Source organism: Deinococcus peraridilitoris DSM 19664, from assembly GCF_000317835.1.
GTDB classification, from domain to species: Bacteria; Deinococcota; Deinococci; order Deinococcales; family Deinococcaceae; genus Deinococcus_A; species Deinococcus_A peraridilitoris.
Genome location: NC_019793.1, coordinates 2800010 through 2815724 on the forward strand (window position 1 = coordinate 2800010; position 15715 = coordinate 2815724).

11 protein-coding genes are annotated in these 15715 nt (G+C 61.4%); 1 reads left to right on the plus strand and 10 read right to left on the minus strand.

Annotation, left to right across the window (positions count from 1 at the left end; translation table 11 throughout):
- Positions 1–63: 63 nt before the first annotated feature.
- Positions 64–1305, minus strand: a complete 1242-nt coding sequence (locus tag DEIPE_RS13630) for a hypothetical protein (RefSeq protein ID WP_015236557.1) — start codon at positions 1303–1305, stop codon at positions 64–66.
- A 679-nt stretch (positions 1306–1984) separates the two neighbouring features.
- Between DEIPE_RS13630 and DEIPE_RS23190 the strand changes: the two genes are divergently transcribed.
- Positions 1985–3823, plus strand: coding sequence for a ThuA domain-containing protein (locus DEIPE_RS23190; protein WP_015236558.1), 1839 nt, complete (start codon positions 1985–1987; stop codon positions 3821–3823).
- A gap of 271 nt (positions 3824–4094) precedes the next feature.
- On the opposite strand, the gene DEIPE_RS13645 is transcribed toward DEIPE_RS23190, so the two are convergent.
- The 9 genes from DEIPE_RS13645 to DEIPE_RS13685 all read right to left on the minus strand — a co-directional run bounded on the left by DEIPE_RS13645 (position 4095) and on the right by DEIPE_RS13685 (position 14998).
- Positions 4095–4748 carry an SCO family protein gene (locus DEIPE_RS13645; RefSeq protein WP_015236559.1) on the minus strand — a complete coding sequence of 218 codons (654 nt, stop codon included), beginning with the start codon at positions 4746–4748 and terminating at the stop codon, positions 4095–4097.
- A 295-nt stretch (positions 4749–5043) separates the two neighbouring features.
- Positions 5044–6792: a galactose oxidase-like domain-containing protein gene (locus DEIPE_RS13650; RefSeq protein ID WP_015236560.1), complete on the minus strand. Its 1749-nt coding sequence runs from the start codon at positions 6790–6792 to the stop codon at positions 5044–5046.
- Between the two features lie 106 nt (positions 6793–6898).
- A complete protein-coding gene (locus tag DEIPE_RS13655) occupies positions 6899–8104 on the minus strand; it encodes a glycosyltransferase (RefSeq protein WP_015236561.1) in 1206 nt (401 codons plus the stop codon).
- Positions 8105–8153: 49 nt separating this feature from the next.
- Positions 8154–9503, minus strand: coding sequence for a lipopolysaccharide biosynthesis protein (locus DEIPE_RS13660; protein ID WP_015236562.1), 1350 nt, complete (start codon positions 9501–9503; stop codon positions 8154–8156).
- Positions 9484–9840 (minus strand): hypothetical protein, encoded by a 357-nt coding sequence (locus tag DEIPE_RS13665; RefSeq protein WP_015236563.1) that lies wholly within the window; start codon positions 9838–9840, stop codon positions 9484–9486. The genes DEIPE_RS13660 and DEIPE_RS13665 overlap by 20 nt, the downstream gene beginning before the upstream one ends.
- Positions 9837–11675 carry a hypothetical protein gene (locus tag DEIPE_RS13670; RefSeq protein WP_157448875.1) on the minus strand — a complete coding sequence of 613 codons (1839 nt, stop codon included), beginning with the start codon at positions 11673–11675 and terminating at the stop codon, positions 9837–9839. The genes DEIPE_RS13665 and DEIPE_RS13670 overlap by 4 nt, the downstream gene beginning before the upstream one ends.
- A gap of 363 nt (positions 11676–12038) precedes the next feature.
- Complete coding sequence (locus DEIPE_RS13675) at positions 12039–13028, minus strand: glycosyltransferase family 2 protein (protein WP_217218446.1); 990 nt, start codon at positions 13026–13028, stop codon at positions 12039–12041.
- 41 nt (positions 13029–13069) lie between these two features.
- On the minus strand, positions 13070–13891 hold the full coding sequence (locus tag DEIPE_RS13680) for a glycosyltransferase family 2 protein (protein ID WP_015236566.1): 822 nt from the start codon (positions 13889–13891) through the stop codon (positions 13070–13072).
- A gap of 45 nt (positions 13892–13936) precedes the next feature.
- Positions 13937–14998 carry a mannose-1-phosphate guanylyltransferase gene (locus tag DEIPE_RS13685; RefSeq protein ID WP_015236567.1) on the minus strand — a complete coding sequence of 354 codons (1062 nt, stop codon included), beginning with the start codon at positions 14996–14998 and terminating at the stop codon, positions 13937–13939.
- Positions 14999–15715: the final 717 nt, after the last annotated feature.

The window sequence follows — 15715 nt, forward strand, 5'->3', positions numbered from 1 at the left end:
GTGTTTGAACATAAGATTTTTCATAGTCACCCGAATTCTAGTGCGCTGTTTCCGCTACTGCTCTCACTTGGGCTTAATGTTGGTAATCAGGTAGACGTTGTCGTTGTAGTCGTAGTTGTCGCAGTACGCGTCCATACCCACCAGATACGTGTCAGGAACAACTTTGTTGTCGCGGTCGCGCAGGGGCCAGAAGCGGACCTGCAGGGAGCCGGTGGCGAATTTATTGCAGAGCGTCGCGCCCGGGCGGTTGGACTGGGTGTTGAGGGCAGCGACGCTGTATTCGTCCTGAACGCGCAGGCCGAAGGCGCCTGCCGGCTGGAAGGTGACGTCAGCGAGCCCGGCCAGCGTGTATTTGCCGTCGAGCGAGCGTTGCCGGGGACGGAACATCTGTGCGCCCTCGGCGGTCTGTTCCATGATCTGCCGGGCCACTTGCGGCTTGGGGTTACCAGAAGCGTCGGGCTGCTGTTCTCCGGCCACCGCGTCACCTTCATTGAACCAGTACAGCTTCTGGGCCTGCAGCGTGCCGTTGCTGTTGCGGCCGTGGAACATGGCCAGCGTCTGGACGCTCACCGGTTTGGTGGCGTCAGCGCGTTGCCAGTAGGCCGAGATCACTTCTTCACCGTAGGGTTTGGCGGGGTCCCCCTCGCCGTAGGGCCGGAAGCGGCTGGTGGTCGTGCCGAGAATGGTTTTGTAACCGAACAGGTCCACGATCTGCTGCAGGGTGGGTTCGTGGTCACCTTCGGGAAAAGGCTGCCAGAAACCCGCCAGCTGGACGGTCTTGTTGGCTCCACCGGCCGCGACGGACAGCGTACCGCTGAACGTGCACTTCTGGTAAGACGCTTCCGCGCCGGTCGGCTCCTTGCTGGTGTAGCTCACGCAGTTTGCGCCCGTCGTCGGCCCGCTGGCCGTGAAGCGAAGCTGCAGTTCGCGGCTCTCACCACCGCTCAGGCGCACGGGCAGGGCGGGAGCGTTTTCCAGCTGCCAGGGTCCGCTGATGTTCAGGCCGGTGATGTCCATGACGGCCGTTCCCGAATTTTTGACCCGCACAGTGATCCGGTCGTGTACACCGAGTTTCAGGACGGTACCCGATCCGTCGTTCAGGCTGTAGGTAGGCCGGCCGATCTGGCTGAAGACCAGGCGGTCACCGTACGGCAACAGGTCGGCGTTTTCGATCACGATGTTGCCCGCCGCACCCGGGTTTGGGGTCGCGGGATTGCCTGCCGTAGGCCCGGCAGAACCGCAGGCGATGAGCGCAGTCGTCAGGGACGCGGTGAGCAGCAGTTTGAATGGGTATTGAATGTGCATGGGGCTCCTGAATTCCTGAGATATTTCAATAGCCGGAGGAAATGATGAAGTGCAAGTCGGCGTTCTGGATCTACTCAAAAAGCCTAGGGGCCGCCGACAGAACTTTAAATAGCTCAAAGGCGAAGAAAGTTCTAACCTCGCGTCAGAAATCACCATTACTGTCACATGAAATGCCTTACGCGTCTCGGCAATTTCAGCCGCTTGGAAATTCAAGAGCGGTGGAGAATCCGGTGACGAACCCCGCGCCGGATTCTGCTGTTTCATGCGTATGAGTATTATATGAAAGTGATGCAAACAAATTCTTGGGAAATGACGAAGGCGCCGGGTGATACCTTGCTCCCTGGATGTCTGACATCCCAAATCACTTCGTCTTATGCGAAGTGCATGTCATGCGCCCATCAGATCGGCCAGAACCAAACAACAATCTGTTTAACTAAGAACTATTTATGAACCACCTTTGCGCTTCAACAAGAATGGCTGAATAACTCTTCAGCGCAAAGTCAGCTTGTATTTGGTGAAGTAGAAGATGAACCGAATATTCTGACGATCACCTCATGTGTGACCTGACCAGTTTCCACGTCATTTTTTGAGAAGGCTCATATCAGGCGGGGCGGTTGGATTCGTCGGACACTTCAAGTCCGGTCAGGCCGCTGCCACGCTCGCTCGTCAAGGAGAATCCATGTTTGACTCATTGCATCCCAGATCAACGGGCAAGACACCTGGTACCACACAGAAAGCAAGCGGCCTGTTGATGCTGAGCCTGCTGCTGGCCGGTTGTGGACCACAAGGAAATTCGGCGGTGGCCAATCCACCCACCAGTGGGAGTCGGCCTCCCGTGGTGGACGAGCCGGTGATCTGCACGCCCAGTGGTGACTTGCCCCGCGTCAGTGCAGCCACGGGAACGCCCGGGTCCAACTTCGATGTGCTGGTCTTCGTAAAGAACTCTGGCTGTCGCCTCGACGCTGTGAAAGCGGGCGTCAAGGCCATAGAGCAACTTGGCGCCGAAAACAGCTTCACGGTCAATGCGACCGATGACGCGGGCATCTTCACGGAGCAAGGTCTGGCCGCCTACGAAGCCGTCGTGTTCCTCAATACCAGTGGTGACGTGCTGAACCCCGACCAGCAACGGGTGTTCGAGAAGTTCATTCGCAGCGGGAAGGGATTTGTCGGCGTGCATGCGGCCGCGGAAACCGAACTCAATTGGCCCTGGTATGGCGCGCTGGTCGGTGCCTACTTCAGCGGCAAGCCCAAAGTTCAGACGGGCAACGTGCAGGTGGTCAACAGAACGCACGCTTCTACGCAGGGTTTGCCCGACTCGCTCAGCCTGAACGAGGGGTGGCACAGCTTCCGGGAACTGCAGGGCAACGTCGTGCCGCTGCTTAACCTCGACGAAAGCAGTGTGGCCGAGATTCCGCGCATGGGAGCGCACCATCCCGTGTCGTGGTACCAGTTTTACGACAATGGCCGCAGCTTCTACACCGGGCTTGGACACACGTCCGAGAGTTACGCCGACGCGAGCTTTCGCAAGCACCTGCTGGGCGGCATCAAGTGGGCGGCCACGGGCGGGCAGCCTGGCGCGGTCAGTTGGGGAATTATGGAGAAAGCGCCCATCGCACGCTGGGAGTCGCAGGGCCTTGGGGCAGAAGGCAAACTCTTCGTCTTTGGAGGAGACAAGAACGGTGTGGTGCCCGTCGAGGCGACCGCGGAAACCTATGCTTTTGATCCCAGAAGCAATTCCTGGAGCCGTCTGAAGGACATGCCCGAACTGGTCCACCACGCCGGTCAGGCGCTGGACGGCCGCACCGTGTGGATCGCCGGAGGATTTGTGGGCAGTACGGGCATCGGTGGTGGTGTTTCCACCACGGCTAACGTCTGGAAATATGATATTGCCAGCGACACCTGGACGGCTGGTCCGAAGCTTCCGGCACCTCGTGGCGGCGGCGCCCTTGTTCGGCTGGATCGCGAATTGCACTTCTTCGGCGGGGCCATTCGCACGCAAAAGGAGTACCGTGACTTTCCGACCCACTGGGTGCTTAACCTCGATAACCAGGGTGCGGGCTGGAAAGAAAACGTTCAGCCGTACCCGAACAACGTGAACCACATGGCGGGCGCGGCGCTGAATGGCAAGATCTACGGTGTCGGCGGGCAGAAGGACAGCCAGGAAACGGGCGGAAACACCGCAAGCGTCAATGTCTACGATCCCAAGACGGGCGCGTGGACGCCGGTGAGCTCCATGCCGCGTGCGCTGGCGCACGTGGCGGCCAGTACCTTTACACGTGGTGGACGGCTTGTCGTGGTGGCCGGCGTGACCAACGTGGGTACGGGTGACGGCTCCAAGGGCGGAACGGACGTGGCGAACGTTATCGAGTACGACCCTATCGACGACAAGTGGCGCGAACTATCCCCGCTGCCTGCGCCTCGCCAGTCACCCGTTGCGGCAATCGTGAACGGACAGATCATCGTTTCGGGCGGCGATTATCTGCAACAACCCTACGACACGACCTGGATCAGCAAGTAGACGCGATCCAGACTCCCCTCCTCCCAGTCCGGTTGAATGCTTACATTCGTAAGCATTCAACCGGACTGGGAGGAGAAGGAAAAAGTACCCCTTCCGGTGAGGAGCCGCAGGCCGGGCGTGGTCCGGCCAGTCGGTGGCAGCACCGGAGCGAAGCGGAGGGGCTGAAACGAATCATCCGGAACCGGTATCCTACGGACTGCGGGCCTGAAAAAGAGCCTCCGGCATAGCGCGGAGGCTCTTTTTTTCGCTGCGATGCCACTGGACAGCTCGGCTATTCGTCGAGGGCGTCGCGCATGTCCTGCGCCAGTCGTTGTACCGACGGCACTTCGGCGTACATCAGCCGCATGCGGTTTTCCTTGTCGATCAGGAAGGTCGACGAGTTATGCAGGATCTGGTATTTGCCGGCGGCCTGCACCTCGCCCTTGCTGTACTGAATGTCATACGCCTTGGCAACCTCGCCCAGCGTCGGCTCGTTGAGGTGCAGGCCGACGATGTCAGGACTGAAGAACTCCACGTACTCTTTCAGGCGCGAGGGCGTGTCACGGGCCGGGTCGACGGACAGAAAGACCAGGTTCACCCGCTTTTGCAGGGCTTCAGGCAGTTCCGCGCGGGCCTTGGCCAGGTAGGAGAGGGTGAGGGGGCAGACATCCGGGCAGTGTGTAAAGCCAAAGAACAGTACGTTGACGTTGCCTGTTTCGGCGGCAAAGGTGTAGGGTCGGCCCTCCTGATCCACCGCGGTGAAGCGGGTCGCAGCGGGGGGACCATCATCGCCGGTGCTGGGAGTGTAAACGGCCGGAGTGGTGCCCGGTGCAGTCTGCCGCTGGTACAGCCAGATGCCCGCAAGCACGAGCGCCAGGGCCAGCAGCGCCAGGGTGAGTCTTTTCGGCCACGGTGAGGCGGCCTTGGAGATGGATTCGCCGTTCATGCTGAGCTCCTTGAAAACGTCGGTACGGTCAGATAAAAAATCAATTCGGTGGAATGACCGGTCAGGTTTCAGTGTAGTTGCCAGGCGGAAAGCGTCCAGTGATGACGGACGGATTTCAGGACCCGCCACCCGACAGCCAGTCCTGGTGCTCGCGCCGCGCCCGGACAAGTCAGCTGCCCGGCTCGTGTTGATCTCAGAGGACCTGAGAACCACACTCTCCCCGTTCGGCGCCTACGACTGAGCAAAGCGAAGAAGTGGGCGCAACTGGGTATGACAGGAAAAATAGGCGGCCGGTCTACTTGAGGGTCACGATGCGGGAAACGGAGGGAACGCCGTTTTTGAGGATAAAGAGCATGTACTGACCCGGAGGAGCGAGGTTGGCATTGGCGGGGGAGCGCAGGGTCAACTTGCCGTCGGCCTGAGCGACCAGATTGAGGGAACTGCTGTGTTGGTTCATGTTGAAGGCGTGGGTGACCGAGCCCAGACGAATCAGGGTGGCCTTGTCGATCTGACCGGCATCGGGGGTGCTTACCTCGAAGGTCTGATCGTACCCCAGCACGGCGCTGGAGACGCTTTGAATGCGGGGACGCGCGCCCTTGAAGAAGTACGGCGGCCTGAAGATCTGTGCGTTTTTGTAGGTGTTGTACCCCGTGGAGGGCTGCTGACTGTAGGCCCCACCGCCGGACACGAGCACCGAGGCGTCGGGCAGCAGCAGCGCGGTAGAGTGGTACACCCGCGCGACGTTCATGGGGGCCAGCTGCGAGAAGGTGCCCGTGGACGGGTTCCAAAGTTCGGTGGTCAGCACGGCCGTTTTGTAATCGGAGAAGCCCAGACCGCTGGTGCCGCCGGTGACCAGCACGGTGCCGTCAGGCAGCAGCGTGGCGACCGCGTGGCGGCGACCGACGCTCATCGAGCCGGTGGGTACGCCTTTGCTGGCCTGTTTGGTGTTCGGGTCGTAGGTAACGACCAGCGCGCTGTTGGTGGGGGGCTCCACCTTGGGGTTGAAGCGCTTGTTGGCGTCGCCTCCACCACCCAGCACCAGTATCTTGTCGGTGTCGAACATCACCGCCGTGCCGTAATCGCGAAAGCGGTTGTCGCCACGGTCGTACACTGTGAACTTGCCGGCACCGGCAGTGTCATAGATTCCCGTCGAGGTCTGAGAAGCGACCTGCGAAGGAATACCCCCCCCGACGTTGATGACGCGACCGTCGGAGAGGTTGAAGAGCCAGGGGTAAAACTCGGTTTTCTGAACGGCCCCGCTCAGAGCGCGCCACTTGCCGCTCTCCGGATCGAACACTTCGGGCAGGTCGCTCAGGTCACCGTTGTTCTCGCGGTTGCCCCCCATCACCAGCACGTCCCCGTCGGGCAACACCAGGTTGGTCGGGTACCAGCGCTTTTCCTTCATGTCCTTGCCTTTGGTCCAGGTCTTGGTGCGGTAGTCGTAAATGTTGACCGCCGCGATGCCGGCCTCATAGGAGTAGGGTTCTTCGAGCTTGGACAAATCGTCTCCGCCGGTGATCAGCAGGCGTCCGTCGGGCAGTAGGGTGTGACCACCACAGAACAGGGCGTCACCGACAAAGGAGATGTCCGTGTGGGCCGCGGGCGAGGCCGGATCGGGATGGCTGGGGTCCCACAAATCGATTTTGTTGTTGTAACGCACCGACGGCTGATCGGCGTACTTTTGCCAGTCGCTGTAGTCGTTGCCGCCGAAGGTGAGAACCTTGCCGTCGGGCAGCAGGGTGGTGTGAATCGTCAGCGTCGGCCAGTTCTGAATGATCCGTGACCATTGGCCTTTGCTGCTCGCGTCGCCTGGTGGCGTGCCGAACGCGTTCTTGCCCGCTTCGTAATCCTGGGCTGGCAGCAGTTCTGGATCCGTCGACCCGGGTGTTGGGCTGCCAGGGTTACTTGGGTTGCCTGGATTACCTGGCTTGCTTGGGCTGCCGGGATTACCGGGGCTGCCCGGTGTCCCCGGATTCGGTGCCAGGCTGCCACAAGCCGACAGCAGCAGACCTGTAAGCAGTGAAAGAGCAATTGAGCGTGGCATGGAAACCTCCAAAAAAGTGAAATGAATTTGACGACAGGTGAGGGAGGTAAGGCAAGAGCGTAGAAGGCCCGGTGGCCGCAGGTAGGGTCACCCGCGAGGTTTTCTGCTACATGCCGACCACTTTGGGCGCGCGTCCGGAGCGAAGTTCGCCGGTTACGGGAGAAGCAACCCCCATCAGATCGAGGTAGTCCTGCACCACTGCGTCCAACGTGAAGGGACGCAGGTCCTGTTCGGTCACCGTGGGCGAGGGTTCCTGCAGGGTGACCAGCAGCGCCTGCGCGAGCGCCTCGGGATTTCCCACGGGCGCCAGTCGGCCCAGCCGGCCCTCCTGCAAAATTTCCTGCGGCGCGCCGCAGGCGGTGGATGCCACGGGCGTGCCCAACGCCAGCGCCTCGATCAGCACCAGGCCAAAGCTTTCCCACACCGACGAGTAGGCGAACACGGCCGCGTTTTTCAGGTACGGATACGGGTTGCTCACAAACCCGATGCAGGCCGCACTGTCTTGCAGGCCCAGCTGTGCAATCAGGGCTTCGACTTTGGCCCGCTCGGGACCGTCCCCGAGGATCATCAGCCGCGCTTCCCGCTGCGCGCGAAGGTGCGCAAAGGCACGCACCAGCGTGGGAAAGTCCTTTTGGGTCGTGAATCGCCCGCTGCCCAGAATGACGGGTGGCTCCCCGGCGCGAAACCACGGATGGTCGATGGGAGCGTCCGCCTTCTCGGGGAGCCCTGGCAAGATCACCGGGTTGTACACCACGTCGATGCGTTCACGCGGTATCCCAGCCACGGCGCTGAGATCGTCGGCCGCGCCGCGTGATACCGTCACGATCCGGTTGGCCAGAGGATAGGTGCGGCGCAGAATGCGGTTCTTGGGCGTGCCGCGGGCCACTTCCTGCGAGGGCAGCTCGCCCGTCAGGTAGGTGTGCTCGGTGATAAAAACCGGTGTTGGGCTGCGCGACAGACGTTTCGCGGCAATGGCGGTGACGTTGGCGTGCGATTTGGCAGCGATCAACACCGCCGGACGCTCACGCCGCAGATAACGCGCGAGCGCGGGAACGCTGGTCACCATCCGCAGCGTTTCTTCCCGGAAAGTGACTTCACGGGGGGTGAGCGGACCGGCCAGCTCGACGACGCGCACGCCGGGGGGAATGCGGTCTTGCAGATCACCACTGCGCACGCCGAGAACGAGGTCAACGGCGAGGCCACGCTCGACAAAGCCCTGTACGAGCGCCAGGCTCACGACCTCGGCCCCGCCCATGGGCAGCGAGTCGACGAAAAAGGCAATTCTGGAAGGGGCTTGAGAAGAGGAATTCACGCTGAAGCTCCTTGGATGAAAATAAGATGGCCAAGAGGGCAAGGGGGCATCATGACGCGGTCGCCAGTCGCGGCTGGCCGCGCAGGGCACCCAGCACTGTGGGCGCCATGACGGCCGCCTCGATCACCTGCGCGATGACAATGCCCAGGGCGAGACCGGTCATGCCACCCCAGGTCACGCCCAGGGCGGCCAGGACAATTTCGAGTACCGCACCGGCGGCCATATAGCGCGTGGCGCGCGCAATGCGGCGCTGGACCTGAGAAACGGCCAGGAAGTGCATTTTGACGATCAACGCCAGTACCCCGAGCACCAGCAGGCGCAGTGCGCCCGTGGCTTCCTGGGCGTAGGTTTCACCGAACAGGCCCAGTGCGAACGGCGCAACGGGCAGAACCACCAGACTGGCGAGCACGGTCAGCGCCAGCGAGGTTTTCAGCGTGAAACGCATCTTCTGTGCGAGCAGGCTGGTATCGGCGGCATTCACGGCGTACAGCACCGTGGTCAGCGACTCGGTCACCTTGAAGACCAGAAAGAACATCATCCAGGCCACGTAGAAGCTGGCATTGAAGCTGGCGCCCAGAAAGGCGGTGACCAGCAGCGGAAACACCCAGCTGGGCGCCTGCCAGGAAATGTTGAGCGCGTGGTGCGACAGTGCCGCCGCCTTGAGGTCCCGCATGGCGCTCCAGTCAGGACGCCACCAGACCCGCTCTCCACGGGCACGCAACGCCGCACCCAGCAGCACCAGCGACACGATGTGCCCCAGCGTCCAGGTCGAAACCACCAGCAATGCCACGATCTGCAGCGGCCCCTGGTAGAACACGGCCAGCCACAAGGCGCCCACCCGCACGCTTGAGGCCAGGATGTTGCGCCACAGTTGCAGGTTGCTGCGCAGCAAGCCGACCATCGCGTAATCGAAGACCTGCGTGACGGTCGTGAGGATCACGCCGAGCGTGAAGAGCAGCTTGCCCAGCGGGCTCGCCACGAGCGAGCCCAGCTCGGGAGACACCAGCGGCGCGAGAAAGCAGAACAGCCAGCCCAGCAGGGCCCCGGCCAGGCCCGAGACTGCCAGCGCCGCGGTGATCAGGCGTCCCGGCTGCGTGCGGGCACGGGGCAGTTCGCCGACCAGCAGGGTGGTCAGTCCCAGCAGGCCCAGTCCTCCGAGCAGCATCATGGCCGATACACCTGCCTGTGCGAGCCCGAAGGCATCCTTGCCGAACAGGCGGTCAGCGAAAAAGGAGTAGGCAAAGCCCAGGGTGGCCGTGGCGGCTGTCGCGCCGAAGAACGACACCGCGTTGGACAGGATGGTGCGGTCCACCTGCAGGCGCCGGGGCGAGTTTTGTGCGGCCACGCCCTTCACGACGCTCCCTTCACGGCGAGGTCCTTCACAGCGAAATCCGTCCATCCTGCTCCAGCAGCGACATCAGGCGCATGACCGAGGCGACCACGCAGAAGATCAAGAGGGCACTGAGGGCACTGGCGGGAACCCACACGTGTGTGTAGGTCATCACCAACGCCACGGCGGTGGCCAGCGCCAGGCTCAGCCCGACGGCGACCACACCCTCGTAAAGCAGGTCGCGAATGTTGAACCACTGGGTCAGTGCCAGTCCAGGGCCGACGAGCAGGAAGGCGAAGACTGCCAGGTGCCGCAGCGGACCTTCGCCGCCCAGGGCGACGGCGATGTTGGTGCTCACGGCGAGCAGCAGCACCAGAAGAGGTTGAAACCACCGGACGCTGTTCATCGGGTTGCTCCTGAAGTGGGTACGGAACGCAGCTGGTAGACTCGCGCGTCACCGTTGGCGTACACGGCGTTGAACAGGCTCGAGCTGCGCACCTTGGCTTCGACGCCGTCGAGGGTGCCTTGAGGCAGCAGGCCCTGAAATTCCACAAAATTGCGCTGACCGCTGGTGAAGACCACGTACGCCCGTGGATTGTTGCCCGCCTCCATCTGTTCGCGTACGAACGAGGCGAAGTCATTCACATCGAAGTCGCCTGCGGTCTTGTCGCTGCCCTGCAATCGGTACTCGCCGGTGATGGTGATCGAATTGAACTGATCGTAATTGCCTGAAATCTTTTCAGGGAAGTTGGAGTAGCTTGCGAACACCAGCAGGGACTTGGGTGGCAGCGAGCCGTACAGATAGCGCGCGGCGCGCACTTCCTGCGGGCTGAGGTGGTTGTACAGTTCGTTGGCGAAGTGCGCGAACATGAATCCTGCCGCGAACACCCCCCCGATGGCCACGCTCAGCAGGGTGGTGGTGCGTCCGGAACGCGCCCGCTCGTCGGGGAAAATCAGTGCCGCCACAAAGAACGCCATGAACGGCGAGGAAAACAGAAATACCCGGAGCAGCATCTCGCCGCCGTAGGATTGTGCGACGATCAGCGGAAACGGAGCGACGGCCAGCAGGGCTGCCGACCAGTCCCGGTGTCCCCAGCGCAGGCGGCGCAGGCAACCCAGGAACGCCAGACCCCACAAGCTCAAGGTAAAGGCCTGGTTGATCAGCAAGGCGGTATTGCGAGGTGTTTCGCTGCCCGGCGAGGTGGTGCGCAGACTGGAGTTGAAGTTCTGCGCGAATTTTCCCAGCCCCTCGTACCAGTCGTTGTGACCGCTCATAAAGGCAGTGGCCATCGTGAAGTTCCACAGCAGCGTCGCTCCCAGCAGCCAGATCGGCAGCGTGAAGATCTTGACCTGACGAAACACGATCAGCGCCACCAGGCCGGTCAGCAGCATGAACGGAGTGAGCTGGTGACTGGGAACGATCGCGCCGAACAGCACCAGTACCAACAGACTGACGCCCACGGTCCGCCACGCAGAAGAGGGACCCGTCGGCGCGTTCAGGGTGTCGCTCGGCTGATGCGCCACGCGGGCGTCCGAACGGACGCGTTTCAGGGCCGTCAGAATCACTGCCATGATGACCAGGAACATGAAAAAGGCGAAAGCCTGCGGCGCGTAGTACTCCTGACCGACCCAATTGGCAAGCGAGAAGAAGAACACCCCGCTCCAGATCACACGCACATCGCTCGTGAACGAGCGAAAGATCAGCAGCAGCGGACCGATGAAAAGCACGCCCCAGAAGAGTTGCGCCCACGGTGCGAACACGATGGGGCCACTGAAGCCGGCCGCGTCGGTGAAAAGCGCGCCCAGTGCGAAGAATCCCGGCCAGTTGTGGTACGCATCGACAAAGGGGTTGACGGCGGCATTCTCGCGGATGTAGTTGGTCACGCCGAAGTGCTTGTAAACCCACGAATAGCGTGGTTCTTCGTAGATGAGCGGAATGGTGCCGCGCAAGATCACGTTGAGTCCCACCGTGTAAAGCGCCAGCAGCGGCACCGACGGCGAGCGTTCGTTGATGGTCGCGCAGAAGCCGATCACCAGCACGCCCAGTGCCACGAAAAAGGTCCAGGGCAGGGCTCCGATCAGACCGAACTCACCGATGTTCTCCAGATTGATGCCGGGCAGCGACATTGCCCATACCGCCAGGGCGCCGGCGATCAGTACCAGGGCCTGCGCGGCCCGCAAGCCGGCTGAACGGTCAGTTCTGGGTACCCCGAGGACACGGGTCAGCCATGATGAACTCACGGACATGTCGCTCCTCTCAATCCGGAAAAGCGGGAATCCCAAGGAAGCTGGGACGTGCGTGGGATGAAGCTGGAAGCTTCACCGGGCTCACGGGAGCGGCAGGATCGCCTGCAGGGCGGCCGGCATGGTCTGGTGGGTGGGTGGCTTGGTCTCACAGAGGGCCTCGAACGGTGGGGGAGGGGCCAGAGGCGTGATATGCGCAGTGGTCAGGACGTTTCGAATAACTGGGCGAATCAGGCTTGGTCAGGCTTCGTCGCGGCGCCCGCCGTTTCGGGCGGGCGCGTGCGGAGCGTGGCAACGAAAAGAGGAAGCGCACGAACTGGCTTTCGGGTGTGGTGTGCAGCTTTTGGCTGCGCACCACGCTCAGGGAACGGTTGTCGCAGCAGTCGTCGTGGTGGTCGTGGTGTTTTTGGGAGCCTTGGAGCCCACCAGAAAACCGGTGGCAGTGGCCAGGAGCCCCAATACGATTGCGGCGCTGCGACCCAGACCGTGCAGGTCACGCTTGAACACCGTGTCGCGCACGCCGCGCAGAACTCCGCTGGGCAGCGCCTGCAGGACATAAGCGCGCTCGCTTGACAGGCCGTCCTGCTTGCCGACCAGGCGGGACATGTGCGCTTTGGAAAGTCCTTCGGCATAACAGCGTCGGGTGAAATAGCGCCAGGTGGCACGGTCAAGCGTGACTTTGTGCTTGACGTTTGCGCGCGGTTCGTACACGAAGTGGTTTGCAGGGTGGCGCTGCTTCAGGCGGATGCACAGTTCAGTTTCCTCGCCGCCCAGGGGCAGCTTGACGGCGTCGGTGCGCCCGAGGACGCTGCGAAAGCCCTCGCTGCCTTTCAGCAGACTGCCGCGGATGGCCATGGCGGCGCCGATCAGGTTGCGCACGGGGGCACGTGAAGTGGGCATGCCACGGTAGGTTCCGCCAACCGTCCAGTTGAACTCGGCGGGAAACCACTGGGGGGCCGGTCCCTGCCAGTCGAGGTCGATGGTGGCTCCTACTCCCATGACGCGCTCGTCAAGAAACGCGTCACGGGTGAACTCCAGCCAGCGCTCGTCAGCAGCGGCGTCATCATCCAGAAAGGCGATAATCGCTGCACTGGCGGCGGCGACCCCGCTGTTGCGCGCACCGGACAGGCCACGTTCCTGGTGATTCTCGATGACCGCAACGGGTACGCTCAGGTCCCGAAAGCGCTCCAGGGCACGTTGCAGCAAGGCCTCGTTGTGGTCGATCACCACGATCACCTCACGGGGAGGCACGGTCTGGCGTTCGAGTGACTCGACCGCCTCGATCAACGCCTCCCAGCGGCGCTCGGTGTAAGCACAGATGACAACGGAAAAATCAAGGGTGTCGGTCACGGCAGGGCTCATTTCAGTCTCGCTGACGGATGGCTCGGTCGTCACGCTTGAGCGCGACTGACTTCGGGCAGCTCCATCTCGACTTCGACGACCTCGTTGGCCTTGCGCTGATGGCGGAAGCGTTCGCGGAAGATGGTCTTCAGGACGCGCCAGCCGTCGGGCCAGGTGCGCAGGTTGCTGGTGCCGTGGATACGCTCGGCTTCGAAGCTGTGCACCTCGACGATCTTGAGGCCGGCCTTCAGCGCCCGCACGTTCATCTCGGTTTCGATTTCAAAGCCGTCGCTCTCGAGTTCCAGAATGGGCAGCACGCGCTTCCAGAAGGCATTGTAGCCATAGCACAGGTCGGTGAAGCGTCCACCGATCAGGGTACGCACTGCCATGTTGAGTCCCCAGTTGCCGAACATGCGGATGTACTCCATGTCCGAGGTGCCGCCACCCTGCAAGAAGCGCGAGCCCTTGACGAAGTCGGCACCTTCGCGCAGGGCACGCACGAAGCGTCCCATTTCACGCGGGTCGGTGGAGCCGTCGGCGTCGATCATCACGATGATGTCGCCCTTGGCGGCCGCAAAACCGCAGCGCAGCGCGTTGCCTTTGCCCTTGCGGTCCTGCTGCACCACGCGGATGTTCGGCATCAGCTTCTGGGCCACTTCGACGGTGCCGTCGGTAGAGTTGGCGTCGACCAGAATCACCTCGTCGACCCAGGACGGAATCAGGGGCAGCACGTGCGGCAGGTTCTTCGCTTCGTTCTTGGTGGGCACCACCACCGTCACGGTGGGGTTCTGACGCGCGGTCTGGGCGGCAAGGGAGGTGAGGGGCGCGCGGTTGTTCAGGTTGTCAGTGTCGTTGTAAGTATGGTGAGTCATAAGTATTCCTTTCGTGTTGCGTGCGTTTTGGGAAGGTGGCCGGCTTCAGGCGAAGCGTTCGAGTCCGGGTGTGTTCTTGAGTTGCTGAACCACTTTTTTAATGTCCTGAGTGCGCTCTTTGCGAACGACCAGCGTGACTTCCTTGTCGCTGACGATGGTGACGTCCTCGAGTCCGATGGTGACAATCAGCTCGTTGCTGTTGGTGTTGTACAGCAGTACGCCCTCGGTGTCGAGTCCGACATGGCGTCCCGAGCTGGGCGCACCGTGGTTGTTCTTGAGCAGCCGTTCCAGGGCGTTCCAGTCACCCAGATCGTCCCAGTCGAAGTCGCCGGGCACGACATGCACACGCTTGGATTTTTCCAGAATGGCGTAGTCGAAGCTGATCTTCTCGGTGCTGGCGTAGGCTTCGCGGGTGCTCAGGCGGTTCTTGGCTGCGCTCAGCACGGTCAGCAGCTCGTTCTGATGGGTACGAAATTCCTCGAGCAGCGTGTTCATGCTGGCAACCAGCATGCCGCTGTTCCAGCAGTAGACACCGGTGTCAAGGTAAGCCTGAGCCGTCTCCACATCGGGTTTCTCGGCAAAGTGCGACACGTGGTAGACGCCACGGCCCGGTACGCTTTCGCCGCGCCGGATGTAGCCGTAGCCGGTGGCCGGAAAATTGGGTTCGATGCCCAGCACGACCAGCGAGCCGTGACGCTCGGCAGCGTCGGCGGCGCGCAGCATGCAACGCTCGAAGCGTTCATCACTGGTGACCCGGTGGTCAGCCGGAAAAAAGCCGATGATCGGATTGTCGTAGCGCTTTTGCAGGCACAGCGTGGCGTACAGCACCGCAGGCGCAGTATCACGGGCAAACGGTTCGACGATCAGGTTCTCGACCGGCAATTCGGGAAGCTGCTCGAGCACCAGCCCACGGTACTCGGCGCTCGTGATGACATACAGGTTGTCGGTGTTGGGGTGAATGGCGAGCAGCCGCTCGGCGGTGGCCTGCAGCAGCGTGCTGCCCGTGTGATCGAGTGACAAAAACTGTTTGGGCTTGTGCTTGCGGGAAAGCGGCCAGAACCGCTCTCCACTGCCGCCCGCCAAAATGACCGATACGAATTGATTCATCACAGCTCCTTGCAATAAGTCTTCGAGAATGAGGTGGACCGGTGGTGCGGTGACCGGACGAGCGGTGAATTGCGTTCGTCGTTCGCGAGCAGGTCGGGCCCGCGGATGAATCAGTTGTAGGGTGTGAGCGCACTTCATGAGTGAGTGCGTGGTTTAGGTCCTTTTCCATGAACGTAAGTTTTTCGCTCAGAAATCGACCTTTTTGTGAGATCAACGACTTCTCCGGGTTTACCTTTGTTCTGGACGCCTACCGGAAATACACTAAATTTGCTGTCTGGATCGGCATCGATCCACCAGAACAAGTGCAACATATTTAAACGGTATTCATGAGTATCGTCGGGCTTCACCTGCTTCCTGTAGTTTTTTCATGTTGCGTCAGATCCTGCGTCAGAATTTGATCAAAAATGCTGTTTTATTCGTGTACAAGGACTTCAATACCACTTGAAGCGAAGTAAATGCGTTTCTGAGCTCGGGTGAGTGAAATTGCCCGAAATCGGAAGTATGCTCATGAGGAAAAGTCCTCTTTATGAGAGAAACCACCGATTTTATTTGAATAGCCCTGTTCTCGTCATCAGCTTGGCATCAACTGCCCGCTTCACGGACACGTCATGAAGATTTCTGGTCATGCAGCGGTCATCGAACGCCGCTAGCCTGAGACGTTGTCACGTCACTGCCAACGCTTTCAACTTGGCGCCACCGGAGACGTCGCCCATTTTT

Excerpts from the sequence above, each read along its gene's own strand:
- DEIPE_RS13630 (WP_015236557.1), bottom strand. The coding sequence starts at position 1,305 with ATGCACATTCAATACCCATTCAAACTGCTGCTCACCGCGTCCCTGACG.
- DEIPE_RS23190 (WP_015236558.1), top strand. The coding sequence starts at position 1,985 with ATGTTTGACTCATTGCATCCCAGATCAACGGGCAAGACACCTGGTACC.
- DEIPE_RS13645 (WP_015236559.1), bottom strand. The coding sequence starts at position 4,748 with ATGAACGGCGAATCCATCTCCAAGGCCGCCTCACCGTGGCCGAAAAGA.
- DEIPE_RS13650 (WP_015236560.1), bottom strand. The coding sequence starts at position 6,792 with ATGCCACGCTCAATTGCTCTTTCACTGCTTACAGGTCTGCTGCTGTCG.
- DEIPE_RS13660 (WP_015236562.1), bottom strand. The coding sequence starts at position 9,503 with ATGGACGGATTTCGCTGTGAAGGACCTCGCCGTGAAGGGAGCGTCGTG.
- DEIPE_RS13665 (WP_015236563.1), bottom strand. The coding sequence starts at position 9,840 with ATGAACAGCGTCCGGTGGTTTCAACCTCTTCTGGTGCTGCTGCTCGCC.
- DEIPE_RS13680 (WP_015236566.1), bottom strand. The coding sequence starts at position 13,891 with ATGACTCACCATACTTACAACGACACTGACAACCTGAACAACCGCGCG.
- DEIPE_RS13685 (WP_015236567.1), bottom strand. The coding sequence starts at position 14,998 with ATGAATCAATTCGTATCGGTCATTTTGGCGGGCGGCAGTGGAGAGCGG.